General features: G+C 50.8%; 24 protein-coding genes and 2 pseudogenes. 7 read left to right on the plus strand and 19 right to left on the minus strand.

All coding sequences use genetic code 11. The annotated features are described in order from the left end of the window. Positions 1–2 precede the first annotated feature (2 nt). Positions 3–998: a LysM peptidoglycan-binding domain-containing protein gene (locus FRZ59_RS14750; RefSeq protein WP_132128577.1), complete on the plus strand. Its 996-nt coding sequence runs from the start codon at positions 3–5 to the stop codon at positions 996–998. Beyond that, positions 982–1,611 (plus strand): uridine kinase family protein, encoded by a 630-nt coding sequence (locus FRZ59_RS14755; protein ID WP_132128578.1) that lies wholly within the window; start codon positions 982–984, stop codon positions 1,609–1,611. The genes FRZ59_RS14750 and FRZ59_RS14755 overlap by 17 nt, the downstream gene beginning before the upstream one ends. Here FRZ59_RS14755 and FRZ59_RS14760 read toward each other — a convergent pair. Together FRZ59_RS14760 and FRZ59_RS14765 are read right to left on the minus strand one after the other, a co-directional pair. Next, positions 1,593–3,958, minus strand: a pseudogene (locus tag FRZ59_RS14760) (endonuclease MutS2). The gene FRZ59_RS14755 and the pseudogene FRZ59_RS14760 overlap by 19 nt on opposite strands. 4 nt (positions 3,959–3,962) lie before the next feature. After that, entirely contained in the window at positions 3,963–4,208 is a 246-nt protein-coding gene (locus FRZ59_RS14765) for a DUF4296 domain-containing protein (RefSeq protein WP_147698355.1), read from the minus strand. A gap of 161 nt (positions 4,209–4,369) precedes the next feature. Here FRZ59_RS14765 and FRZ59_RS14770 point away from each other — a divergent pair, with 161 nt between their 5' ends. From FRZ59_RS14770 to FRZ59_RS14785, 5 genes are all read left to right on the plus strand, one after another. Then, positions 4,370–5,035 (plus strand): YggS family pyridoxal phosphate-dependent enzyme, encoded by a 666-nt coding sequence (locus tag FRZ59_RS14770; protein WP_132128581.1) that lies wholly within the window; start codon positions 4,370–4,372, stop codon positions 5,033–5,035. 33 nt (positions 5,036–5,068) lie between these two features. Continuing rightward, complete coding sequence (locus FRZ59_RS14775; protein ID WP_192901579.1) at positions 5,069–5,545, plus strand: GNAT family N-acetyltransferase; 477 nt, start codon at positions 5,069–5,071, stop codon at positions 5,543–5,545. Positions 5,546–5,573: 28 nt separating this feature from the next. Next, on the plus strand, positions 5,574–6,116 hold the full coding sequence (locus FRZ59_RS19800; RefSeq protein WP_349290793.1) for an amino acid kinase family protein: 543 nt from the start codon (positions 5,574–5,576) through the stop codon (positions 6,114–6,116). Beyond that, complete coding sequence (locus FRZ59_RS19805; RefSeq protein ID WP_349290794.1) at positions 6,053–6,841, plus strand: amino acid kinase family protein; 789 nt, start codon at positions 6,053–6,055, stop codon at positions 6,839–6,841. The genes FRZ59_RS19800 and FRZ59_RS19805 overlap by 64 nt, the downstream gene beginning before the upstream one ends. A gap of 90 nt (positions 6,842–6,931) precedes the next feature. Then, complete coding sequence (locus FRZ59_RS14785) at positions 6,932–8,239, plus strand: THUMP-like domain-containing protein (protein ID WP_132128583.1); 1,308 nt, start codon at positions 6,932–6,934, stop codon at positions 8,237–8,239. A gap of 71 nt (positions 8,240–8,310) precedes the next feature. Here the strand turns inward: FRZ59_RS14785 and rplT are convergent, their stop codons facing one another. The 17 genes and pseudogenes from rplT to FRZ59_RS14865 all read right to left on the minus strand — a co-directional run bounded on the left by rplT (position 8,311) and on the right by FRZ59_RS14865 (position 23,860). Further along, complete coding sequence (rplT, locus tag FRZ59_RS14790; protein WP_132128584.1) at positions 8,311–8,655, minus strand: 50S ribosomal protein L20; 345 nt, start codon at positions 8,653–8,655, stop codon at positions 8,311–8,313. Positions 8,656–8,754: 99 nt separating this feature from the next. Beyond that, a complete protein-coding gene (gene rpmI, locus FRZ59_RS14795; protein WP_132128585.1) occupies positions 8,755–8,955 on the minus strand; it encodes a 50S ribosomal protein L35 in 201 nt (66 codons plus the stop codon). A gap of 10 nt (positions 8,956–8,965) precedes the next feature. Next, positions 8,966–9,526, minus strand: coding sequence for a translation initiation factor IF-3 (gene infC, locus FRZ59_RS14800; RefSeq protein WP_225975079.1), 561 nt, complete (start codon positions 9,524–9,526; stop codon positions 8,966–8,968). Positions 9,527–9,541: 15 nt separating this feature from the next. Then, a pseudogene (gene thrS / locus FRZ59_RS14805) lies at positions 9,542–11,484 on the minus strand (threonine--tRNA ligase). Between the two features lie 58 nt (positions 11,485–11,542). After that, on the minus strand, positions 11,543–12,916 hold the full coding sequence (locus FRZ59_RS14810) for an alkaline phosphatase family protein (RefSeq protein WP_132128588.1): 1,374 nt from the start codon (positions 12,914–12,916) through the stop codon (positions 11,543–11,545). After that, entirely contained in the window at positions 12,909–14,126 is a 1,218-nt protein-coding gene (gene eboE / locus FRZ59_RS14815; RefSeq protein WP_132128589.1) for a metabolite traffic protein EboE, read from the minus strand. Before eboE ends, FRZ59_RS14810 begins: the two co-directional genes overlap by 8 nt. A 114-nt stretch (positions 14,127–14,240) precedes the next feature. Then, on the minus strand, positions 14,241–15,302 hold the full coding sequence (locus tag FRZ59_RS14820) for a 3-dehydroquinate synthase (RefSeq protein ID WP_225975080.1): 1,062 nt from the start codon (positions 15,300–15,302) through the stop codon (positions 14,241–14,243). 115 nt (positions 15,303–15,417) lie between these two features. Further along, positions 15,418–16,806 carry a GntP family permease gene (locus tag FRZ59_RS14825; protein ID WP_132128591.1) on the minus strand — a complete coding sequence of 463 codons (1,389 nt, stop codon included), beginning with the start codon at positions 16,804–16,806 and terminating at the stop codon, positions 15,418–15,420. Positions 16,807–16,876: 70 nt separating this feature from the next. After that, a complete protein-coding gene (locus FRZ59_RS14830; RefSeq protein WP_349290847.1) occupies positions 16,877–17,521 on the minus strand; it encodes a family 43 glycosylhydrolase in 645 nt (214 codons plus the stop codon). Next, entirely contained in the window at positions 17,485–17,916 is a 432-nt protein-coding gene (locus FRZ59_RS19530; protein WP_262713132.1) for a family 43 glycosylhydrolase, read from the minus strand. Before FRZ59_RS19530 ends, FRZ59_RS14830 begins: the two co-directional genes overlap by 37 nt. 165 nt (positions 17,917–18,081) lie before the next feature. Continuing rightward, positions 18,082–18,972, minus strand: coding sequence for a UbiA-like protein EboC (gene eboC / locus FRZ59_RS14835; RefSeq protein ID WP_132128593.1), 891 nt, complete (start codon positions 18,970–18,972; stop codon positions 18,082–18,084). 13 nt (positions 18,973–18,985) lie between these two features. Continuing rightward, positions 18,986–19,888, minus strand: coding sequence for a TatD family hydrolase (locus FRZ59_RS14840; protein WP_132128594.1), 903 nt, complete (start codon positions 19,886–19,888; stop codon positions 18,986–18,988). Between the two features lie 20 nt (positions 19,889–19,908). Continuing rightward, entirely contained in the window at positions 19,909–20,811 is a 903-nt protein-coding gene (locus FRZ59_RS14845; protein WP_132128595.1) for an EboA domain-containing protein, read from the minus strand. A gap of 13 nt (positions 20,812–20,824) precedes the next feature. Beyond that, positions 20,825–21,196 carry a transmembrane 220 family protein gene (locus FRZ59_RS14850; protein ID WP_132128596.1) on the minus strand — a complete coding sequence of 124 codons (372 nt, stop codon included), beginning with the start codon at positions 21,194–21,196 and terminating at the stop codon, positions 20,825–20,827. A gap of 79 nt (positions 21,197–21,275) precedes the next feature. Next, positions 21,276–22,013: a ThuA domain-containing protein gene (locus tag FRZ59_RS14855; protein ID WP_207910246.1), complete on the minus strand. Its 738-nt coding sequence runs from the start codon at positions 22,011–22,013 to the stop codon at positions 21,276–21,278. A 17-nt stretch (positions 22,014–22,030) separates the two neighbouring features. Further along, complete coding sequence (locus tag FRZ59_RS14860; RefSeq protein WP_132128597.1) at positions 22,031–22,801, minus strand: 3-keto-disaccharide hydrolase; 771 nt, start codon at positions 22,799–22,801, stop codon at positions 22,031–22,033. A gap of 6 nt (positions 22,802–22,807) precedes the next feature. Then, positions 22,808–23,860: a sugar phosphate isomerase/epimerase family protein gene (locus FRZ59_RS14865; protein WP_132128598.1), complete on the minus strand. Its 1,053-nt coding sequence runs from the start codon at positions 23,858–23,860 to the stop codon at positions 22,808–22,810. Between the last annotated feature and the right edge of the window lies 1 nt (position 23,861).

Raw genomic sequence — 23,861 nt, forward strand, 5'->3', positions numbered from 1 at the left:
ATATGAAAAAGATCAACATACTACTGTTATTTGTGCTGTTTTTTGCAGGGATCACCGGGGCATCGGGCCATGTTACCGATTCACTCGGAATTGGCATATACAAGGGCGTAAAAGTGGTGATGCACAAGGTAACGCCTAAGGAAACTTTCTATTCGATCGCCCGGCATTACAATGTCCATCCCAAATACCTCATCCGCTTCAACAGCCATATCCAGGGCCTGAAGATAGGAGATACCATCCGCCTGGAAGTAGACAGCATGAACAACTTTCAGAACCTGGTACTGGTACCGGAAAATGATGCGCCGGCAAAGGAAGCCACCTTCCCTACTGCCAGCAATCCGCCTCAGAGTACGGTTACTGAACACGTAGTAGCGCCCCGGGAAACCCTGTTCGCCATTGCGCAGAAATACGGCCTTAAGGTAGCCGAGCTTCGCGCACTCAACGGCATCACCGACAGCCATATTGAAACAGGACAGCGACTGATCGTTTCCGCGAGCGGCCCCATTGCCAGCAATCCGGATCAGTTATCAGAGGTAGCAAAGGCCGGCCAGAACGCCGCGGAAACAGGCAGTTCTGCGGAAACACTGCCAAAAACGGCTACTGAAAAGAAAGAGGAAGAAAAAGTGTACACCGCCGAACCTACGCCTATAATGAGTACGCCTGACCGAATGGCGCAGCAGGGCGATAACAAAAAGAACAAAGACCTCCCTAAGCTTGTCCGTGAAGTTAAAGAAAGCGGCTTAGCCGCCTGGATGAGCAACTCGAGTTTAAACCAGGCAAAAAGTGTAGCCCTGCATAATACGGCTCCTTCCGGCACCATCATCAAGGTGACCAATCCGGCTACCCACAGGAGCGTTATGGTAAAAGTAGTTGGAGGTATTCCGCAAAATGCGGAAACGGAAAATGCCCTGATCGTGATTTCCCAGGCGGCCTCGCAGCTGTTAGGCATCCGGGATAACCGGTTCAGGGTAAGCCTCTCCTATGCAATCCAGGAATAAAGATCGTCCTTTTGTAGTGGGCATTTGCGGGGGCAGCGGGTCCGGGAAGACGTATATCCTGGACTTGCTTGCTATCCGTCTCGGGCACAATGCCTGCTTTTTATCCCAGGACCATTACTATAAACCGCTGGCCCTACAGGAAAGAGACGATAACGGCCAGGTAAACTTTGATCTTCCTTCAGCCATTGATGAAAGCCGGTTTGTCCGGGACCTGGACCTGCTGACAGGAGGCAATAGTATTACGCTGAAAGAATACACTTTTAATAATCCGTCCCTTCCGGCCCGCACATTGCAACTGAAACCTGCTCCGCTGATCATTGTCGAAGGCTTGTTTATTTTTCACGCTGAAGAGATCAGCAAAAGGCTTTCCCTGAAAGTATTTGTAGAATCCGGCGAAGCCCTTGCCCTGGAACGGCGGCTGGAACGGGATAGCCGGGAACGCGCCTATACGGAAGAAATGGTGCGGTATCAATGGAAATACCATGTGATGCCTGCTTATGAGCGTTACCTCCTTCCCTACAGGGACACCGCCGACGTCCTGATCCGCAACCCGGGTGAAAGCATGCCTGACCTGCAGCCTTTACTGGATTTGCTCTATGAAAAATGTACGTAGGTGATGCCGTCGCCGCCCCGGTCGGGATGCTCATCTTCCAGTTTTGCTACCTGCGGATATTCGCTGAGGTAATTCCTGATCAGCTTTCGCAAAATGCCGTCTCCCTTTCCGTGGATGACTTTGAGTTTTCCAACCCCCAGCATGAGGGCCCGGTCCATCAGCTTTTCCAGCTCCGCAAGAGCTTCCTCGCCCCGCATACCGCGCAAATCAGCTTCATGGTTGAACTTCATGTTTTCAGATTGCTGGTAAACGGTATAAGACGCTCTGGAACCAGCATTTCCGGGCTTGCTGCCGGCAACCTTCTCCAACTGTCCCAGCTTTGCCACCGTACGAAGGTTACCGATTGCAATCACGGCATTCCCCTGGAGACCGAGATCACTTCACCCTTTGCCTCGCTGCCGGGAAGCTTCACCCAGTTGCCAGGGACAATCGCGGACTTAGCCGCCGCGACGGGCTTCTCCTCTTCTTTCTTTGTTAACGCTCCCCCGGTTTCCTTTAGTTTCCGGCGGGCTTCGCGGGTCTGCTCTTTATCCGCACCTGACTGCCTGATCTCGCTGATCGTGTTCTCCACCAGCTTATTCGCCCCGGAAATGATGCCGCGGGCTTCTTCCTTTGCTTCTTTCAGCAGCTTCTTCCGGTTCTCTTCAAAATGCTGCTTCAGCGCCGTATTTTCCGACACCAATTGATCCAGCCGCTGCTGCTGCCGCTGCAGTTCCCGGCCCTGGTCAAGCAGTTCCTTCTTTTCCCGTTCCAGTTCTATCAGGAGCTTGTCCAGGTAGTTTTGCCCGGCGCCCGCTTTTTCCCTGGCCGTTTTCAGTACTTTGCCAGGCAACCCGATCTTTTCTGCTATTTCAAAGGCGTAGGAACTTCCGGGTTTCCCCATTTCAAGCCGGTATAGTGGATTCAACCCCTTGCTGTCAAAGAGCATGCTGGCATTTACCAGGCCGGGGGTATTCCCGGCAAACAGCTTCAGGTTCGAATAATGAGTGGTTATGACACCCCGCACCTTCCGCGCGTTCAGTTCTTCCAGTACTGCTTCGGCCAGGGGCCCGCCGAACTGCGGATCCGTTCCGGTTCCAAACTCATCAATCAGTACCAAGGTACGCTCACCTGCCTGGGAAATAAACTCCTTCATCTTTGAAAGATGAGCGCTGTAAGTACTCAGATCACTCTCGATAGACTGATCGTCGCCGATGTCGGCAAGGATCTTATGGAAAATGCCCATCTCAGAAAACTCGCTGGCCGGCACCAGCATGCCACTCTGGAGCATAAGCTGCAGTAAACCTACCGTTTTAAGACAAACCGATTTCCCTCCCGCATTCGGGCCGGACAAAACAAGGATACGCTCCTCCTCTTCAATCGTAAGCGTAAGGGGCTCCACGTCCTGCCCGCTCTCCTTATGGGAAAGCCATAGCAGGGGGTGCCGGGCATTCACCAGGCGCATGACGGGCTCATCGCTGAGCTTTGGTAGTTCGGCCTGCAAGCGGATAGCCAGGAGCGCTTTGGCGCGGATGAAATCCACATTCGTAAGCAGCTGCTGATAACTTTCCAGCTGAAACGTGAAAGGTTTCAGCTGCCCTGTCAGCTCAATAAGTATGCGGGTGATCTCGCGGCGTTTTTCAAATTCCAGGTCCCGGACGCGGTTATTCAGGTCGAACACCTCCGCCGGCTCAATAAAAACAGTTTGCCCGGTCGCGGATTCATCATGAATATATCCCTTTATTTTCCGCTTGAATTCCGCCTGAACAGGAATGACCATCCTGCCCTGGCGTATGGTGAGGTTACCATCAGCGATCCAGCCTTCCTTTATCGCCTGCCGGAAAATACTGTCCAGCCTTTTTCGTGACTCCAGTTCGCTCTTATGTATCTGCTGAAATATTCCGCTCAGTGCCTGGGAAGCATCGGGCCTGATCTCGCCTTTTTCATCAATGACCCTGCTGATCAGGGAAAGTATTTCCTTTTCAATTTGCGCCTTTTCAAATAATTGTTCAAGCGCCGGATAACGCCCTTCCCGCTCATTCATGTACCGGATCGCCTGGAACACGGTCTTCAGGACCAGCATTAAGTGAAACACTTCTTCTTCTGAAAGAAAGGCGTTTTCGGGTTTGATCTTATGAAGAAGCGGCCGGATATCAAGATAGTCGGAAGCAGGAAAAGGAGCATCATCTTGAAGGATCTGCCGGAACTCCCAGGTTTGCCGCAGCAGTTTTCCAAGCAAGTCCGCCCTGGCGATGAACTGCATTTTATCCACACGCTCCCCTCCCATCGGGCTCAGGCAATACGATCTCAGCAAGCGCTTCACCTCCGTAAAGCCCAGCTTATCACCAATATTCACCGGGTAAAGCATGCTGTTATTCCTCCCTTATCCGGCTTTCGCGCGCGTTCAAGCTGTCTATCATTGCCTGGTACATCTTATCAAGTACATCCGGATGCTCCACGTAGTAATTAAAGCTGCTATTAAATTCCGCCGTATCCACTCCATACTTTTCAAATATTTCAAGGTACATCCCCGCCGCCGCGCGGTAAATACTGTCCGCCCTGAATTCCTGGAATGCATAGGCATCGGCATAATGCATGTCCGTAAGTATTTCTTTCATTTTCCCCCGGGGATCAGGTTATCCGGCGCCGGATCCTTCTCCATACAGGAAGCCCCCAGGAACAGAAAAAGGGCCGGAGCCATCAGTACCGGGCGAAGAGACATGCTTCTCATTGTGTTAAAGTCAGAATTTCCCTTATTTTTGTGCAAAATTACGGATAAATGAGCATCTCTGATAATCTCAAGGCTTTTAAAATGGAACTCGACCCCATCTGGGTTAAGCTGATCGCTGTTTCCAAGACAAAGCCGGCAGAAAAGATCCGGGAAGCTTATGACACCGGCCATCGGGCCTTCGGTGAAAATATCGTCCAGGAAATGGTGGAAAAGCAGGCCGGCCTGCCCGCCGATATTGAATGGCATATGATCGGGCACCTGCAAACCAATAAGGTAAAATACATCGCTCCCTTTATCCACATGGTCCATTCGGTAGACAGTTTGAAACTATTAAAAGAGATTGATAAACAGGCCCTGAAGAACAAGCGGGTTATTGATTGCCTGTTCCAGGTTCATATTGCCGACGAAGATACCAAGTTCGGCTTTTACTTCGACGAACTGGTGGAGGTGCTGCGCTCGGAAGAATTCAGCCTGATGAAAAATATTCGCATTACCGGCCTGATGGGCATTGCTACCAACACGGACAACCAAAATCACGTCCGGGAAGATTTCTATGAACTGGCCACCCTTTTTAAAGGGATTAAACAATCTTTTTTCCGGAAATCCCCCCATTTCAAGGAGTTATCCATGGGAATGACCCAGGACTATAAGCTGGCCATTGAACAGGGAAGCACTATGGTGCGCATAGGCTCGGCCATCTTCGGGGGAAGATGACCCGTGGACACGCTAAAATCTGATGTTTTGGAAATGTTAATCGAAAGAACAGTTATCCGGAAGGCCGAAAAAAAGGACTGCGCCGCCATGCTGGAACTGGTAAGGGAACTGGCCGTATACGAGAAAGCCCCTGATGAAGTAACCGTTAGCCTGGACGAAATGAAGGAGGCCGGATTCGGGCCTTCACCGGTGTGGTGGGCCTTTGTGGCGGAAACCGATGGCAAACTGGTAGGCATTTCCCTGTATTATATCCGTTATTCCACCTGGAAAGGAAGGCGCCTCTACCTGGAAGACATCGTGGTAAACGAAGCGTTCCGCGGTAAGGGCCTGGGGAAATTACTGTTTGACGCTACAGCCCGCGAGGCTGGGCGAATGGGGATGAAGGGGATGACCTGGCAGGTACTTGACTGGAATCAACCGGCCATCAACTTTTATAAGCGATACCAGGCAAGTATTGAGAAGGGTTGGTTAAACGCCTCCCTTAGCGAAGAACAGCTCGCTAATTTTTAACATTACTCAGATTTCATAAGGCTATTCGATGAGGGTATTCAAATTCGGGGGCGCTTCCGTAAAAAACGCAGAGGGTGTAAGAAATATAACGGAAATCATCCGGAAATATTCCGGCGAGCCGCTGCTGGTCGTGATTTCCGCCATGGGCGAAACAACCAATGCGCTTGAAAAACTCTGCCAGGCATTTTTCCGCCGGGACCCGGAGGCCGGGGCCTTGCTGGAAGAAATAAAAGCCGCTCACAACGCAATAGCCGCAGAATTGATAAAAGACAAGAAAAACCCGGTTTTCGACGCGCTTAACAATCTTTTTGTGGAACTGGAATGGATCCTTGAAGAGGAACCCCATGCCGATTTCAACTTTGTTTACGACCAGATCGTAAGCCTGGGAGAATTACTTTCCACGCGGATCGTCGCCGCCTTCCTGGGCCAGGAAGACATCAGAAGCCGCTGGATAGACGCTCGCAATTATATTCATACCGACAACACGTACCGGGAAGGCCGCCTGAAGTGGGAACTTACCGAACACCGGATCCGGGAGGAACTCCTCCCGCTCCTCGGGACCAGGTGCTGATCACCCAGGGCTTTATCGGGAGTACCTCTGAGAACTATACGACAACGCTGGGCCGGGACGGCTCCGATTATTCCGCCGCTATTTTTGCTTACTGCCTGAACGCGGATAGCCTGACAATATGGAAAGATGTGCAGGGCGTGCTGAACGCCGACCCCAAGTGGTTCAATAATACGATAAAGATCAACAAGCTGACCTATAACGACGCCATTGAATTATCTTATTACGGAGCGAACGTGATCCATCCAAAAACGATCAAGCCCCTGCAGAACAAGAACATCCCCCTGTATGTACGCTCCTTCCTGGAGCCGGACAAGCCGGGAACGGTGGTCATGCATGCTTACGAGGACCAGCTGCCCATTCCCTGTTTTATTTTTAAAATGAACCAGCGGCTTATCTCCGTCCATGCCAGGGATTTCTCTTTTATTCATGAAGACGGGTTCAGCGAAATTTTCCGGTACTTTGCCGAAAGCGGGACAAGGATCAATGTAATGCAAAATACAGCTATCAGCTTTTCGGTATCGGTTGACGATAATGAAAAGGTTCCCGCCCTCGTTGAAAAACTGAGGGAAAAATACAAGGTACTTTACAATACGGGAATGGAACTGATAACGATCCGTTATTACAACCAGGAAACAATTGACAGGGTGCTGGAGAACAAGCAGTTGTACCTTGAGCAAAAAAGCCGGTATACCGTACAGCTCGTGGTGAAGGAAGTGGAAAAATAAAAGGGAGCCGGATGAACGGTTCCCTTTTATAATTTTTTCTCCCTTTTCGGGGAGATTAATCACACACAACAGCTAAGATACAAAATTTTGTTGAATTTAGAACTATTAAATCCGGAAGTACAGGATTTCATTAATGAACACCTTGAACGTGATCCTGTGCAGCTCCTGCTAAAACCTTCTCCCTTCCCCCAAGTGAGTATGCAGGAAATCGCTGAGCAAATTCAGGGGAAGCGAAAATGCCGGCAAAAACTCCCCCAATGGTACCGTACACGAGGTATTTATTACCCCCCGTCCCTTGCACTGGAGCAATGTTCCTCTTCCCTGACCGGCGCGTATAAAGCTTCGCTCTGCGCGGGAGATACCCTCGCCGACCTGACGGGAGGCGCCGGAGCAGACAGCTATTTTTTCTCAAAAAATTTCCGGAAAGTAATTCATATCGAACTGTCCGCCCACCTTTCGGCTACGGCCGCGCACAACCTTCCCCTGCTGGGGGCCGGTAATATCCGTTTCATTTGCGGGGACGGAATGGAGTTCCTTCGGAAGACAGCTCAGGGACAGACGCAGCCCGCAAGCCAGACGGAACAAGCAGCGCAGTCCCTAAGCCAGGCAGGGCAAGCAGCGCAGCCCCTAAGCCAGGCAGGGCAAGCGGCGCAGCCAGGGCAAGCGCAGCAGGAAGCGATGCCCGACTGCATCTACCTGGATCCCTCGCGCAGGACGCGGAATAACAAAAAAGTATTCCTGCCGAGTGACTATGAACCGGATTTTATTCCCAGCCTTGACCTCCTGGTATCCGCTGCCCGGCAGGTAATCATCAAAACTTCACCCCTGATCGATCTCCGCTTTGGCCTGAAGGCTTTCCGGTTTGTACGCGAGCTGCATGTGGTAGCGGTAAAAAACGAATGCAAGGAAATACTCTGGATACTGGGCAAGGAACCGCTTCCGGATCCGCTGATCACCTGTGCAACTCTCCGGGAAGAATATACAAACAGGTTCGACTTTCGTCTTTCCATGGAAGAGAACGCCGCTCCCGCGCCCCTTTCAAATCCGCTTACGTACCTTTACGAGCCGGGCGCTGCGCTCCTGAAAGCCGGCGCCTTTAAAACGCTGGGGATACATTTCGGCCTGGCAAAACTTCATGCGAACAGTCATTTATATACCAGCGAGGACCTGGTGGAGCAGTTCCCCGGTCGTTCATTTCGTCTTACCGGGAGAATGGCCGTGCGGGAATTCGGACAGCGATTTAAAGGGAAGCGTCTGCATATCAGCACCCGCAATTTCCCCGAGAGTACACCCGCGCTGTTAAAGAAGTATTCGATTACGGAAGGCGGAACCGGTTACGCCTTTTTTACCACGTTGCAAAACGGAAAGCGGGTAGTTTTACTTTGTGAAAAAATATAAAAAAAATGCCGGATAAGTGCCGCCCGTTTAAAGGCATTACCTGTCCGGCAATTATAAAAGGTCGTATAGCATTATTTCGCGGCATCCACGATCGCCTTGAAGGCGTCGGGATTGTTCATGGCCAGGTCGGCCAGGACTTTACGGTTTAATTCAATGCCTTTACCATGCAATTTACCCATAAAGGCAGAATACGACATACCGTGCTGCCTTACCCCGGCATTAATACGCTGGATCCATAAAGCGCGGAATTCGCGTTTTTTGGTCTTGCGGTCACGGTAGGCATACTGCAAACCTTTTTCATAGGTGTTCTTGGCTACGGTAAAAACTTTACTCCTGGCACCCCAGTAACCACGGGCGGCTTTCAGGATCTTTTTCCGGCGACGGCGGGCCGCCACAACATTAACTGATCTTGGCATTTTTGATTTGTTTTTGGAGTTCAGCGTTCGCTTTGAAGCGATAACTTATCTGCGCATGCAGACTGAGATCCTGGTTTAAAAAAGTGACGAATCACTAACCTATTTACCTACGCGAAGCATGAATTTCACATTCTTCTCATCCGTCTTATCAACCAGGCCCGTTTGGGTCAGGTTGCGCTTGCGCTTAGTAGACTTCTTGGTCAGAATGTGACTTTTATAAGCATGCTTCCTTTTGATCTTACCCGTTCCAGTGAGGGAAAATCGCTTTTTTGCACTGGAATTGGTTTTTACTTTTGGCATAACCTGTTATTTATTTTTTTACTGTTTTGGGGGTAACTATCAGGAACATCCGCTTCCCTTCCAGTTTTGGCATCTGCTCCACCTTCCCGTATTCCTCCAGGGCCTGTGCGAAACGGAGCAGCAAAATCTCGCCCTGTTCCTTGTAAATAATGGAGCGTCCCCTGAAATGCACATAGGCGCGCACCTTGGCGCCGTCTTCTAAAAACTTGATGGCATGTTTTAATTTAAACTCAAAATCATGGTCATCGGTATTAGGGCCGAAACGGATCTCCTTGATCACCGTTTTCTGCGCCTTTGATTTTATTTCCTTGAGCTTTTTCTTCTGCTCGTAGATAAACTTGTTATAGTCAACCACCCGGCAAACAGGCGGACTGGCCGACGGCGATATCTCCACCAGGTCAAGCCCCTCATCCTCGGCCATATTCAGAGCCATTTTGAGGGAGTACACACCCGGTTCTATATTTTCCCCAACTACCCTGACTTCCTGAGCCCTTATATGCTCGTTAATCCGGTGTTCGGGCTCACGCCTTCTTCTGAAATTACCTTTGTTAACCACTCGTTTTTTAGACAAATTAATCCTTTCTTTTTATAACTTGCGCTGCAGCATTCCATCGATCTCCGATCGGATCATCTCTGTAAATGCCGGGGGCTGCATGCTCCCCATATCGCCCTGCCCGTGTTTCCTAACAGAAACCGTTCCATTCTCCTGCTCCTTCTCCCCGATAATCAGCATGTAAGGGATCTTTTTTAATTCGGCATCCCTGATTTTCCGGCCGATCTTTTCGTCACGGTGGTCAATCAAGCCGCGAATATCGGAAAAATTTAAAGATTCTAAAACTTTTTCTGCGTAGCTGGTATATTTTTCACTGATGGGTAAAACGATAAATTGGTCGGGCGTCAGCCATAGGGGGAAGTTACCGGCGCAATGCTCCGTAAGCACACCGATGAAGCGTTCCATAGAACCGAACGGCGCCCTATGAATCATTACCGGGCGATGCTTCTGGTTATCTGCGCCAATATATTCCAGCCCGAAGCGCTCCGGCAGGTTATAGTCCACCTGGATGGTGCCTAACTGCCATTTCCGGCCCAGGGCATCCTTAACCATGAAGTCCAGTTTGGGCCCGTAAAAAGCAGCTTCGCCTGTTTCAGTGACCGTTTCCAGCCCTTTGTTTTTGCAGGCTTCGATAATCGCCGTTTCCGCCTTCTCCCATAATTCGTCACTACCCAGGTATTTTTTCTTATCCTCCGGGTCACGCAGCGACACCTGCGCCGTATATTTAGTGAATCCAAGGGAATTAAATACGTGCATGACCAGGTCAATTACCTGCTCGAATTCTTCCTGTACCTGCTCCGGCCGGCAGAAGAGGTGGGCGTCATCCTGGGTAAAGCCGCGTACCCGTACCAGCCCGTTCAGCTCTCCAGACTGTTCGTAACGGTATACCGTCCCGAATTCCGCGATACGCAGGGGGAGGTCCCTGTAAGACCGCGGTTTAGAGGCGTATATTTCACAATGATGAGGGCAGTTCATCGGCTTCAGCAGGAACTCTTCGCCTTCATGCGGGGTATGTATCGGCTGAAAAGAATCCTTGCCGTATTTTTCATAGTGCCCGGAAGTTACGTATAATTCCTTACGGCCAATATGCGGAGTGATCACTCCCTGATAGCCTGCCTTTTGCTGGGCTTTCCGTAAAAACTGTTCCAGACGCTCCCGTATTCCTGCTCCACGGGGAAGCCAGAGGGGAAGCCCCGCTCCCACCTTTTCCGAAAAAGTGAACAGTTCCAGTTCTTTTCCCAGCTTCCGGTGGTCGCGTTTCTTTGCCTCTTCCAGGAAATGAAGGTATTCATCCAGCTCCGATTGTTTAGGAAAACTGATGCCGTAAATCCGGGTAAGCTGGTTCCGGCTTTCATCTCCGCGCCAGTAGGCGCCGGCCACCGACGTTAGTTTAACTGCTTTAATGAGGCCGGTTTCAGGGATATGAGGCCCCTGCAGAGGTCGGTAAAATTCCCCTGGGTATAAAAGGTGATGGTCCCGTCCTTCAGGCCATCTATCAATTCCAGTTTGTACTCATCCCCTTTCCGGCTGAAATAATCCACCGCTTCGGCTTTGGAAACCTCCCGTCGTTCATAGGGAGAACGGGTTTTAGCCAGCTCTTTCATCCTGGCCTCTATCAGCGGCAAGTCATCCGATGAAAAAGGCTGTTCCCCGAAATCCACATCGTAATAAAAACCGTTCTCAATCGCGGGCCCTATCCCGAATTTCACCCCTGGATAAAGGGCTTCCAGGGCTTCGGCCATTAAATGCGCGGTAGAATGCCAGAAAGTTGCTTTCCCTGCATCATCTTTCCAGGTAAGTAATTTCACGGCAGCATTTTCCATAACAGGCCGGGAAAGGTCCCATACCTTCCCGTTCACTTCGGCTGCCACTACATTACGGGCCAGACCCTCGCTGATGCTGCGTGCAATTTCGTATGAAGTTATTCCTTCCGGGTATTCCCGGACCGAATCATCAGGTAACGTTATATTGATCATTAAAAAAATATAGCTCAAAGAGGGTCAAATTTAAAGCATATGCCTGCTTTTACAAAATCTATTCTGTCAGATGTTCCCAAATTACATCAAACACTTCCACAGCCTGGCAATTTCCGCTTTTTCCCCGCAGCGGCTGCCCGGTAATTAGTACAGGCTTTTCCTGGTCCGGCACATTGATACGGCCATGGGAACCCTTTACCAGGGAGGCATCCAGGGGAATGATATCCATCAGCATCCGGAAACCGAGCTTTTTCCGCAGCAGCTTCCAGGCGATCAGCGGCATCAGGAACTTTATACCAGGATTGGTAAACATTTCCACCGGGTCATAACCCGGTTTACGATGAATATCCACCACACGCGCGAAATCCGGCGCCCGGCTATCGTCCATCCAGTAGTAATAATCAAACCAGTAACCTTCCGCCGCTACGGCCACCAGGTCACCCGCTCTTTCATGGCCGATCCCATATTGTTGTTTCCCTTCCCCGTCCAGGATCAGTTCAATACCTTCAGTATCCTCCAGCAGGCTTCGTACCTTGTTCATGCAGGTTGTGTCGTTCACATAGACATGCGCCACCTGGTGGTCTGCCAGGGCAAAGGCCCGGGACGCGCCCGGATCCAGTAATTCCAGCCCGTTCTCTACCCGGACCTGCAATAACCCTTTTTTTCTCAACAGCCGGTTAAGGGAAACAGCATGCTGCACCTGTGATATTCCGTATTCCGAAAGCAGGATCACCCTTGCATTTCTTCCTTCGTAATAAGTGATCAGGTCTTTGCAAACCGCGTCTATTTCTTCCAGGTCGGCCATGACCGAAGGATGACCGGGCCCATGCCGCTGAGGGTTATAGTCCATATGCGGCAGGTAGATCAGCGTCAGCGTAGGATCATACATCGCATCGGTTTTCATCGACGCGTCCGCAATCCAGCGGCTGGAACGAATATGAGTGTTAGGCCCCCAGAAATTAAAAAGCGGGAATTGGCCCAGTTCCTTTTGCATCTGATCACGCAGCTCCGGGGGCTGGGAATAGACGTCCGGGATCTTTCTTCCGTCAGCACGGTACTGCGGCCGGGGTGTAAGGGTATAATCGGCTGTACTGTACATATTATACCACCAGAACATTTTGGAACAGGTGAATGAAGGATCCAGTTTTTTAGCCTTTTCCCATATCTTTTCGGCCTGCACCAATTTGTTGGACTGCTTCCAGAATTTTATTTCCGCATCATTCCGGTCGTACCAGCCATTGCCTACGATGCCATGTTCGGTGGGAAGCCGGCCGGTCACATAAGTGGATTGCGCGCTGGTAGTAAGGGCAGGCAGCACGGGGTCAATGACCGTAGTATTTTTCCGGGAAGCCCATTCTTCCAGGAAGGGCGTATGCCGCCCGATAAAACATTTAGTAAGGCCTACCACATCAATGACAACCGTCTTATTCATCGAATTTGAAATGACTTAACTGCGCTTTTACCCACTTCAGTTCCCGGCTGATCGATTCGGCCATATCCAGCCTTAATTCGTCAGGGAGAACGTCCCATGTATAGGTTTCTACTTCCAGGTAATTGGTAAACGGCTTTTCCGAAAACAATTTCAGGACTTTAAGAATATCCTTCTGTGTCGAAAGGAGCAGGCCGTATTTTTCAATGAAAAGCGGTACGTGAAAATGCACGCGCCATTCTTTATGTTCTTCATTAAAATGCCGGAGCGCCGGGGGCATATCGTAAAAACGCCGTAGCCGCCTGGGGCCTAGTTTCGCTACCACCTGATGTAAATAAACAGGTTCATTAAATAGCCCTAATTCTTTTATTTTTTGGCGGTTATACTTTCCAAACAGCACCTTCAATGCGGCACTTACCTGCAGCTTACCCACACGGATGCCCTTTTCGGAGAGCTTCTTCAGCAGGCTGCTGTGATTCTCATAAGACACGGCCACATGACAGATATCGTAACACAGCCGGATATGCTCCTTTAGCAACGCCTTTGCTTCCGCGGCCTTCAGGCCCATCTTTTTCCGGAAATACTTGACCCCTTCCGGGAGCAGGTATTCCTCGTACCACTCTATAAATTCCCGGGTGTTGCCCAGCAGCCCGTCCGGCTCCGGTTCTATGTCAAGGTGAAGGCATACGCCCGATTCCGCCTTTTCCCGCGCCAGGTATTCGGCTACTTCCAGGATATGGTAGGTTGACTGGATAACCGCATTGGTAGCCGCTGACCGGGTAGAAAACCAGTCTTTATAAGATAAGGGTGAAGTGGAAATGCTTCCGTTCATACCTACGGGAAGCAATTCCTTCAATTGCCCGAAAAGCCTGAGCGTATAATCCAGGCGATCCCGGCTGAGCCAGTCCGGGTAATGAACCAGGTCTTTTACCTTTTCATAATGAAAGGCCCCGTAAGGGAAACCGTTCATCGTGAAAACATAAAAATTATTCTTTTTCAGCCAGCTCTTAAACCGCGTAAGCTCCTTCGCATCCAGCTCCTGGGAAGCCTGGTTGGACAAACGCAGCCCTACTCCCATCAGAGCGTCCTTATCACCGGCCTTTTCCCGTACGCTGGGTAAATATTTTTTTAACTGGCTAAAGGTTTCGTTCCAGCTTTCTGCCGGATGAATATTGGTACAATAAGTCAGGTGACAATTATTAGCAAGTAACATTCGCTTGTTCTTCTACAGATGCTGATCCCAGGAATTTTATCGCTTTCAACAAGAGGCCTTCATCCATTTCATGCACTTCGGCGCCTTTTCCAATGTCTTCCAGCAGCGTAATGGTCAGCTGTCCCCCAGGTGTTCACGGAACTCATGCAGCCCCGCAAGTACGGAACGACTCCTGTTTTCCGCATCCAGGTTCAGCATAAGCAGGGGATCATAAAACCGGAATCCAAGCCGAAGGAACAGGGAAAGCACCCTTGCCGCATCTTCCTGCGACAACATTCCTTTTAGCGTGGAATAGGTGACATCCAGGGCCATGCCTATCACCACCGCTTCTCCGTGGCGAAGGCGGTAGTCACTCATTTGTTCCAGTTTATGCGCCGACCAATGGCCGAAATCAAGCGGCCTGGAAGAGCCCTTTTCAAAAGGATCGCCTCCTCCGCGAATGTGATCGAGGTGAAGTTTCGCACAATGGTAAATGATCTCTTTCATTCCGCTCATATCCCTTGCGGCAAGAGACGCTGCATTGCTTTCGATATACCGGAAGAAAGGCTCATCCTTTATAAGGGCAACCTTTATTGCCTCGGCAATACCTGAACGCCAGTCCCTGATGTGCAGCGTACGCAGGAACTCAAAATCATTAAGAACGGCCACTGGCGGAACAAAGGTTCCCAGGAAGTTCTTCTTTCCGAAGTAATTAATCCCGTTCTTCACTCCCACACCGGAATCGTTTTGCGAAAGTACCGTAGTAGGAATACGGATATGCCTTACTCCGCGATGCGCGATCGCCGCCGCATAACCCACAAGGTCCAGCACGGCCCCGCCTCCGATGGCGGCCACAAAAGAATGCCGGTCAATCCCATATTGGTTTACCGCTTCCAGGATTTGCCGGGTGTATGTCTCATCATTTTTACATTGTTCTCCGCCAGGGATCAGGAGCGGTTCGGCACAAAGCGCCGGCAAGCCCGGGTGACTTTCAAAATAACCGCGGATTTTCCCGATAAGATCCGGATGATGGCGGGCCGCGCCCTCATCAATAACAAATAAAATCTTTGAAGAGCTGGTTGAAGTTAATTCTTTTAAAACGTTGTGAAGTAATTTGTTATTGGTATCAAAAAGATGTTCTGTAAAAAAGACACTATATTGATATGCCACACTAAACTCCTGCTTGATCGCTTCCATATCTGCTGCGCTATTAAAAGCGGGTAAGTTACGAAAAATCAGATTCGTCCCCAAGTATCTCCTACTGAAGTTTTTTTGAAAGACCGCTCAGCGCTAACCGGTAAGGCGGCAAATACTAAATCACCCCTCCGCTGATCAGCATCGAGAGCAGTACGGTAAGTAAAAAACCACAGACGGAAATAATGGTTTCCATCATGGACCAGGATCTTAACGTTTCTTTTTCAGTAAGGTACAAATACCGGTTTACAAGCCAGAAACCGCTGTCGTTTACATGAGAAAGCGTCGTGGCGCCAGAAGCGATGGCAATTACTACCAGCGCGTTCTGCATATCGGGAAGCGCCATTAATTGAAGCGCCGGCGCCACCATGCCTGCCGCGGTGATCATCGCTACCGTCGCCGAGCCCTGGGTAACCCGTATGATCAGGGCCAGCAGGTAGGCCAGGACGATCATTGGTACGTTCAGCGAGGTCATGGTTTCGGCCAGGGCTGTTCCTACCCCGCTGTCAATAAGTATCTCCTTGAACATTCCCCCGGCGCCGGTTACCAGGATGATCAGGCCGGCAGGAGCAAGTGATTTATTGGCAATTTCCAGTACTTCCCGGGAATTATAGCCCATGCGGCTGCCAAAGAAATACATCGCTCCAAGGGTGGCCATTAGCAACGCGCTGAAGGGATGCCCGGCAAACTGAACGGCTTTTACCCAAAAAGATTCCGCATTAATCATGCCGTCGCCGGCCAGGATATCCGCCACGGTACCAAGCATGATCAGCAGTAAGGGAAGAAGGATCAGGGTCATTACTACCGTAAAGGAAGGCAGCTTTCCCCCGCCGGCCGCCTCATCGGGATCCGGCTCCGGAACATCTTCCAGCGGAGGCGGATAGGCCATGATCCGTTTGGAAATAAATTTACCAAAGACAGGCCCCGCAATAATGGCTACCGGGATCCCGATAATTACGCCGAAAAAAATGACCCAGCCAAGAGGCACATTTAATATCTCGGCCACGGCTACCGGCCCCGGGGTAGGCGGGACAAAAGTATGGGTCACACCCAGTCCGGCCAGCAGGGGAATACCGTAATACAGCGTAGATTTCCCGGTCTTACGCGCCAGGGCGTACACGATGGTTACCAGCATAATAAAGCCGATATCCAGGAAAATAGGAATAGAAATAATAAAACCGGTAAGGGTCAGCGCCCAGGGAGATTTTTTCTCCCCGAACCATTGCAACAGCCTCCTGGCCATTACCTCGGCGCCCCCGGAGGCTTCCATGAGCTGCCCGAAAATGGCTCCCAGGCCCACGATCACCGCCACGAAACCAAGTACACTACCCATCCCGTCCTGGATACTGGTAAAAATTTCCCTGACAGGCATGCCTGTTCCTACTCCTACCGCGATGCTTGCTACCAGCAGCGCCAGGAAAGCATGGACGTTGAAGCGGATAACAAGGATGAGCAACAGGATAATCGCCAGGAGCGTGATGCCTAAAAGATACGCCGAGTCGGTCATAGTGGTCTAATTTAGGTTTCCGGTGCAGGATGTTTCTGCTAAAGCCCGGATCAAGTGATCAGTTCAACAGTTAATTGAATGCCGGAACTTCCTGTTCTTCCAGCATGGGCTGTTTTCCCGCCATTGCAGGCCAGCCGTCCTTCCAGTTGATCTTATCGAGCAGCATTACCCTTCCCTTGCCCGGATCCTTCCTGTCATAAGCGTGGTAAAGCATCCAGTCCTGCCCGCGGTCATCGGTGAAAATATCCCCGTTATGGCCAGGGCCTGCAAAGGCCTCATTTCCTTCCAGAATAAGCGTCCCGCCGTTCTCCAGCAGGGCATTCCCCTCCCGGTCCACGTAAGGGCCTTTAAGAGAAGCCGCCCGCGCCACCTTTACGCGGTAAGTACTGCTGGCCCCTTCGCAGCAGGTACCCGTGGAACCAAAAAAATAATAGTGGCCTCCCTTCTTGAGAATATACGTGCCTTCGTATGCGTCTCCCGCGATCCGGAATTTCTCCCCCTTTATTTTGGTGCCGTCTTCTGATAATTCAATACCGTAGATCCCGTGGAAACTCCCCCAGAAGAGATAAGGCTTTCCTTCGTCTTCTATAAAGAAAGCGTCAATAGAATTATCCACACCTACGTCTTTACTATAAAACAACTTTCCCAGGTCGCGGAACGGCCCCTGGGGTTGCTCGCTTACCGCCAGGCCGATTCCCGGATTGGGGTCCCCCAGGTCGAAAAGGAATAATACAAACGGTAAAGCCCTTTATAGTAAACGGCGTCGGGCGCCCATATTCCGCCTTTCTCCTTCCAGTCCGGCTTCTTTTCCAATGCGGCCCCCACTTTCTCCCAGTTCACGAGGTCTTTCGACCGAAGTATGGGCATGACAAGCAAGCCCTCGCCCCAATTTGCCTGGGTGGAATAGGCATAAAAATAACCATCAGGAGCTTTGATCAGGTTCGGATCAGGAAAATCTTTATTGAAAACAGGGTTCATAAACCCGCGGGGAGCGGTCTCAGGCTGCGTCTGGCTTGTATCTGCTTGCTCCGCTCCGCCCTGCTTTCCTCCCGAAAGGGAACAGGCCGCAAGGACAATTAGTAATCCAGGCAAATGAAAAATCGTCGTCATGTTCACGTTGAAATATTGGTTCAGCCCCTAAAATAAGAATTTGTACGTAAATGTCAGGCCGGGCTTGAATTTCCGTACGCAGTTTTACACGAAAGCCAAAAGCGGACAGCGAGTGTTGCGATCACGAGGGCCTGCTCCCGCAAGTGTAGCAAATACTAAATTGGTTCAGGTAACTGCGTAAAGCCTAGCAAGCAGCAGTGAAAGGGGAAACAAGGCCGCAATGGCCAGCGCCGGCAGCCAGCCGGCGAAAGCAGCGGCGTAAGACGCATTCAGAAAAATCAGGGAAAGCACGCCGGCCTTTACCGACAGGCGGATATCAGCCGGTTCCAGCGTTCGGAACGCCTTCCCAAGCGGGCGCGCCGCCATAAAGAACCAGCCTGCGGCAAAAAGAAGCGTATGAAGCACGGAATGCTGCCAGGCTCCAAGGGCAATCAGCCCGGCGGCCAGCAGGCAATACAGGAGAAAAGAAGTTTGAATAGCTTTCTTATTTCCGCCCACCACTTCTCCCCGGCTGATCACGGTAACAGCTGTTATAAAAATGAGCGGAAAAAGCCCCAGCCAGGACATTCGCCAGGTAAGTTCCGGGACAATGGAAATACCCAGCAGCAGGTTGAAGGAGCGGCAAAGCCCCATATTCAGCGGACCAAACAGGGCATAGGATTTGCTGCGGATATTATAAAGCAGCACCAGCCCCGCTATACCTACCGCCAGCGTTCCGGGAACAGGCCCGGCGAGGAAAGCCAGCAGCACGCCGGCCGCGAGCAGCGAAAACCCAAGTATTCCCGCCTGTAATCGGCTCGCGTCTCCCCGTGGAATGGGGCGTTCGGGACGTTCCTTACTGTCCAGCGCCGCGTCAAAAAAATCATTCAGCACCACGCCGCCGCCGTAAAGGCAGGCGGTGGAACAGCTTAACAAAAACAGCGGGAAGGCCCATCCGCCTTTATCAAGAAAAAAGCCCAGCAAACCGTAAGAAACGGCCGCTCCCGCCCATACATCGGCCACCGAAGTGACAATATTGGCCGGGCGCAACAATTGAAATAAGGCCTTAAACGTCAAGACGCCTGTGTTTTCAGTTTTTAATGATCGGATCGTTCACCTTTGCCTGCTGACCGCCCCGCAGCACGGAATTTCCCTGGAAAAGCTGTGTTTGGTCTATGCCGGGGGCATTTTTCCAGTCTTCTTCCTTCATTTGCCCGCTCTGTCCGAAGGCATCCAGCGCGTTTTTATAGCAGACAAGCTCCACCTGGTCCAGGGGAATACCTCTTTCCAGCATCAGGGCAGCCGTCTTGGGAACGGCCAGGGGATCACTTACGCCCCAGTCGGCGGCACTGTTAATAATAATCCGTTCAGCACCGTATCGTTTCACGATTTCGACCATGCGCTCGTTACCCATTTTGGTATTAGGATATATAGTAAATGCCGTCCAGTACCCGCGGTTCAGTACCTCTTCCACGGTTTCTTCATTATTGTGGTCTACAATTACTGAAGAAGGGTCTATCCCGTGTTCTTCGCAAACGTCCATGCTGCGGGTGGTACCGGTTTTCTTATCGCGGTGCGGTGTATGTATCTGAATGGGCATCGCCGTTTCCCGGGCAAGTTCTATCTGCGCCCGGAAGTATTTATCTTCCGCCGCAGTCTGATCATCATAGCCAATCTCCCCGATACCTACCACCCCTTCTTTATAAATAAAAAGGGGAAGAAGGTCCATTACCTCTTCTGCCAGCGCCTCATTATTGGCCTCCTTTGAATTCAGGCCGATGGTGCAATAATGCCGGATGCCAAACTGGGAAGCGCGGAAACGCTCCCAGCCAATGAGCGTGCTGAAATAATCCTTAAAACTCCCTACTGCCGTCCTGGGCTGTCCCAGCCAGAAAGCCGGTTCTATAACAGCCACTACACCTGCTTTTTGCATGGCTTCGTAGTCATCCGTTGTCCGGGACACCATATGCACATGCGGATCGATAAATTTCATAACCTTATTACTTACAAATACTATTTATAAAATGCCCCGCGTTCGCACGCAAGCCCTAGCGTATCCCAGGTCAACTCTCCCCTTTCGGCCTTTCCGGCCAATCCGGGATGCGCTGACAGCAGTTCCTTTGCTTCGGGATGATCACTGTCATAACAAGCCAGTACAGCCGCTTCCTCCCGGCAGGGATCATTTCCAGCCAGCAGGCGCCGGATATCGGCAAACAATTTTTCATCCATAAAAGGCCCGAAACACCGCCAGAGTTCCGGGCTTACCTGGCGGCCGGCCGACCAGCGCTCATGCGCATAATCGGAAAGGATCCTTGCCAGGGAAGCATTTGCCCGCTGGTCAATCCCGTATATGCGGTAAATAGGGCGCTGCATAAATAAGGCCTTCAGCACCATCTGGTTCCAGGCAGCTTCCTCCAGGTAATCAAACGGATAAGGATTATCCAAAGCGATGGCGTCAAATACATCCGTAATATTGGTCCGTATCCCGTCAGTAGTACGAAAGCGGAAGGCTTCCGGAAATCGGTACAAAGGCAGGGCCGAGTACAAAGCAACCTGCTCATATACTTCAGCTGCACTGAACAATTCTTCCACCCTTGCAATGTATTCCTGCTGCCCTCCGGAAGGATCAAGGTGCAGTAATAAATATACCCTGCAAAAACGGTCTATGGTCCAGCTGCCGGGATTAAACCCTTTTCTGCAGGCTTTCAACAGCGCCTGCTGTTCAGGTGTGATAGTCATCGGGGATTTCCCCACCAGGCGTGGAATACTGCTGAAAAGAAGGTTGAACTTCATTTTCGCCTGCGTCTCCGATGCCTCGTTCAGCTTTTTTTCAAGCTGGCCAAAAGCGTCCTCCGGCAGATTTTGCCGGATAAGGGCATTAAAACATGCCTTTAACTCGCCGGTTTTAACTTCCATGGAAAGAACCTGATTAACGGCCGGTCCCTTGCCGGCGCTTTCGATAATAGTGAAAAATGAAGACGATCACCAGAATTAACAAACCGAAGAACTCTCTTGTTTCCTCTATCCAGGGTTTGGTTGCTTTCATCGTCTGGGCAATATTCTCATGCTCATGCTCGAAAAACCACGATTCCAACCCCGGGATAAACCGGATCATGTACACAAAGTAAATGACCAGGCCGGCCAGTATCATCCATTTATTATAACGGTTCGCGGCTGCCATAAAACATACGACTGCTGCGTATCCATATATGGGCACCCAGATAACCGGGTCCATATCGTTGTATTGCAAGGCGGCAAAAACAACGAAAAGTATTCCCAGAAAAATATTTAACGCTCTCATTTTCTAAACTTAAACAGGGGGAAGTAACCTCCGCAGCACCCTTAACCCTGTATCCAATCTCAGAACTTCAGGCACGCGCTCAGGAGCCTTCCAGCACATAGCGAATGCCCCCGGAAAGGTGTTTCAACACCAGGGGATTGCTAAAAGATTCCGGCATATGTCCCATTAGCGTATAAAAGGCCCTCCCGCCGTCAAATTCGTGGTACCACGATACGGGATGCGCTTTGTTTTCACCATGATCATAACTGGTCTCGTCAATGGTCACCAGAACGGTCACTTCAGAAGAAGAGGGATTCTTCCTGAAGTCATACCATTCATCCTTATGCATAAATTCCCGGGGAAGCCCCTTTGTAGAGGGATGCGAATGATCTACCACTTTCAGCTTGCCCTTTGCGGTCGGGGGATGGCTTTTAAAATAGGCCCCGACCAGTTTCCCGTACCAGGGCCATTCGTATTCCGTATCCGTTGCCGAGTGGATCCCGACAAATCCGTGTCCCGCTTGTATATACCGCTCAAAAGCGGCCTGTTGTTCCTCGTCAAGGATATCCCCGGTCGTATTAAGAAAGATGACGGCATGGTAGGCGGCCAGCTTTTCATCGGTGAAAAAAGCAGCATCTTCCGTGGCCGTAATGCTAAAGCCCTGCTCCCGCCCCATCTTTTTAAGCGCTTCAATTCCGGCGGGAATTGAATTATGCCGGAACCCTGCCGTCTTTGAAAAGACAAGCAGCTGTTTATCCTGCCCCGCCGCTGCCGGCGCAAAGGCCGCCGCCATCAGGAAGAACACGCAGAAGCAGCTAATGAATCGGTGGCATTTCATACGACCGGGATTTGAAATTAAAGTTGTTTTAACTTGATGTTACGGTACCACACTTTATTTCCATGGTCCTGCAGGGCAATATGCCCCTTTTGCGACTTTCCAAAATCAGGCATGGAACTGAACTTGCTCCCTGCAATCAATTCGGCCCATTGGGGCGTATTGGTATCCACTTCCACGATCTTTACCCCATTCAGCCAGTGTTCGATTTTTCCGTCTTTTTGTACCAGCCTTACCTGGTTCCATTCGCCGACAGGTTTTACCGGCTCTTCGCTGCTTTTAATAAGATCATACAGATCGCCGGCGCGATGCTTCTCGATCTTTCCGTCAGGGTGGCCGTCATTGTCCAGTACCTGCATTTCAGGACCGGTGTGGTAAGTAGCGGGATGCTCCCCTTCCACGACGTTATAAATAATACCGCTGTTCCCGTTCGGGGAGATCTTCCACTCCAGGCGAAGTTCGTAATCCTCGTAAGCCGCTGCAGTCATAATATCTCCGCCGCCGGATCCAAGCTTCGCGGTATCAAGCGTAAGCGTTCCTTCTTCCACCACCCAGGCCACCGGTACATCATCCCTGTTGTATCCTTTCCAGCCCTCGGTAGTCTGCCCGTTAAACAAGAGTACCCATCCTTCGGCCTTTTCCTGTTCGCTCAGCTGGTTTTGCCCGTTATTTGCTCCTGTTTCCACTGCTGTACTGTCTTTTTGTTCTTCTTCGTTTTTTGTTGACTGGCCGGTACATCCCCAGGCCAGCGCCGCGAATGCGGTTGCGTACGTTATATATGTTTTCTTCATATTATTTTATATTCCAAGTATACGTTTGTTAAAAGCCTCATCCGGGCCGGTTCCTGCAAAATCGTCAAAGGTTTTTTCCGTTACCTTGATAATATGGTCATTTACAAAACCAACACCCTCGGTAGCTCCCTGAACAGGATCCTTTATACAGCATTCCCACTCAATTACCGCCCATCCGTCAAAATCGTACCGGGATAATTTGGAAAAAATGCCTCCAAAGTCCACCTGCCCGTCGCCCAGGGAGCGGAAGCGCCCCGGCCTGTCAATCCAGTCCTGGTAGCCCCCGTAAACCCCCGATTTACCGGTAGGATTAAATTCCGCGTCCTTTACGTGGAACATTTTGATCCTTTCATGGTAAAAATCAATGAACTGGAGATAATCCAGCTGCTGCAGCACAAAATGACTGGGATCGTAGAGAATGTTCGCGCGTTTGTGATTGCCGGCGGCAGCCAGAAAGCGTTCAAAGGTAACGCCGTCATGAAGGTCTTCTCCGGGATGCAATTCAAAGCAGACATCTACCCCATGCTCCTCAAATACATCGAAAATAGGAACCCAGCGTTTGGCAAGTTCATCGAAACCGGCTTTCACCAGTCCCCCGGGACGCTGCGGCCAGGGATATACCGTATGCCACATTAAGGCGCCGGAAAAACTCGCGCAGGCTTTCAGCCCCAGGTTGGCGCTCGCCTTTGCCGCAAGCTTGAGCTGGTTGACAGCCCATTCTGTGCGGGCTTTAGGATTTTTATGGTATTCGGCAGGTGCAAATCCGTCAAAAAGTTCATCATAAACCGGCTGTACGGCCACCAGCTGGCCCTGCAGGTGGGTGGAAAGTTCCGTGATCTCCAGCCCGGCTTCTGCCACGGTGCCTTTAAGCTCATCGGCATAGTCGCGGCTTTCGGCAGCTTTGGCCAGGTCCATACAGCGCCCGTCCCAGGAAGGGATTTGTATCCCCTTGTATCCCAGATCGCCTAACCAGTTGCAAATATTCTTTAAATTATTAAATGGCTCCTTGTCATCCATGAACTGCGCAAGGAAAATAGCGGGTCCTTTGATCGTCTTCATA

The sequence above is a fragment of the Anseongella ginsenosidimutans genome, assembly GCF_008033235.1.
Lineage (GTDB): Bacteria > Bacteroidota > Bacteroidia > Sphingobacteriales > Sphingobacteriaceae > Anseongella > Anseongella ginsenosidimutans.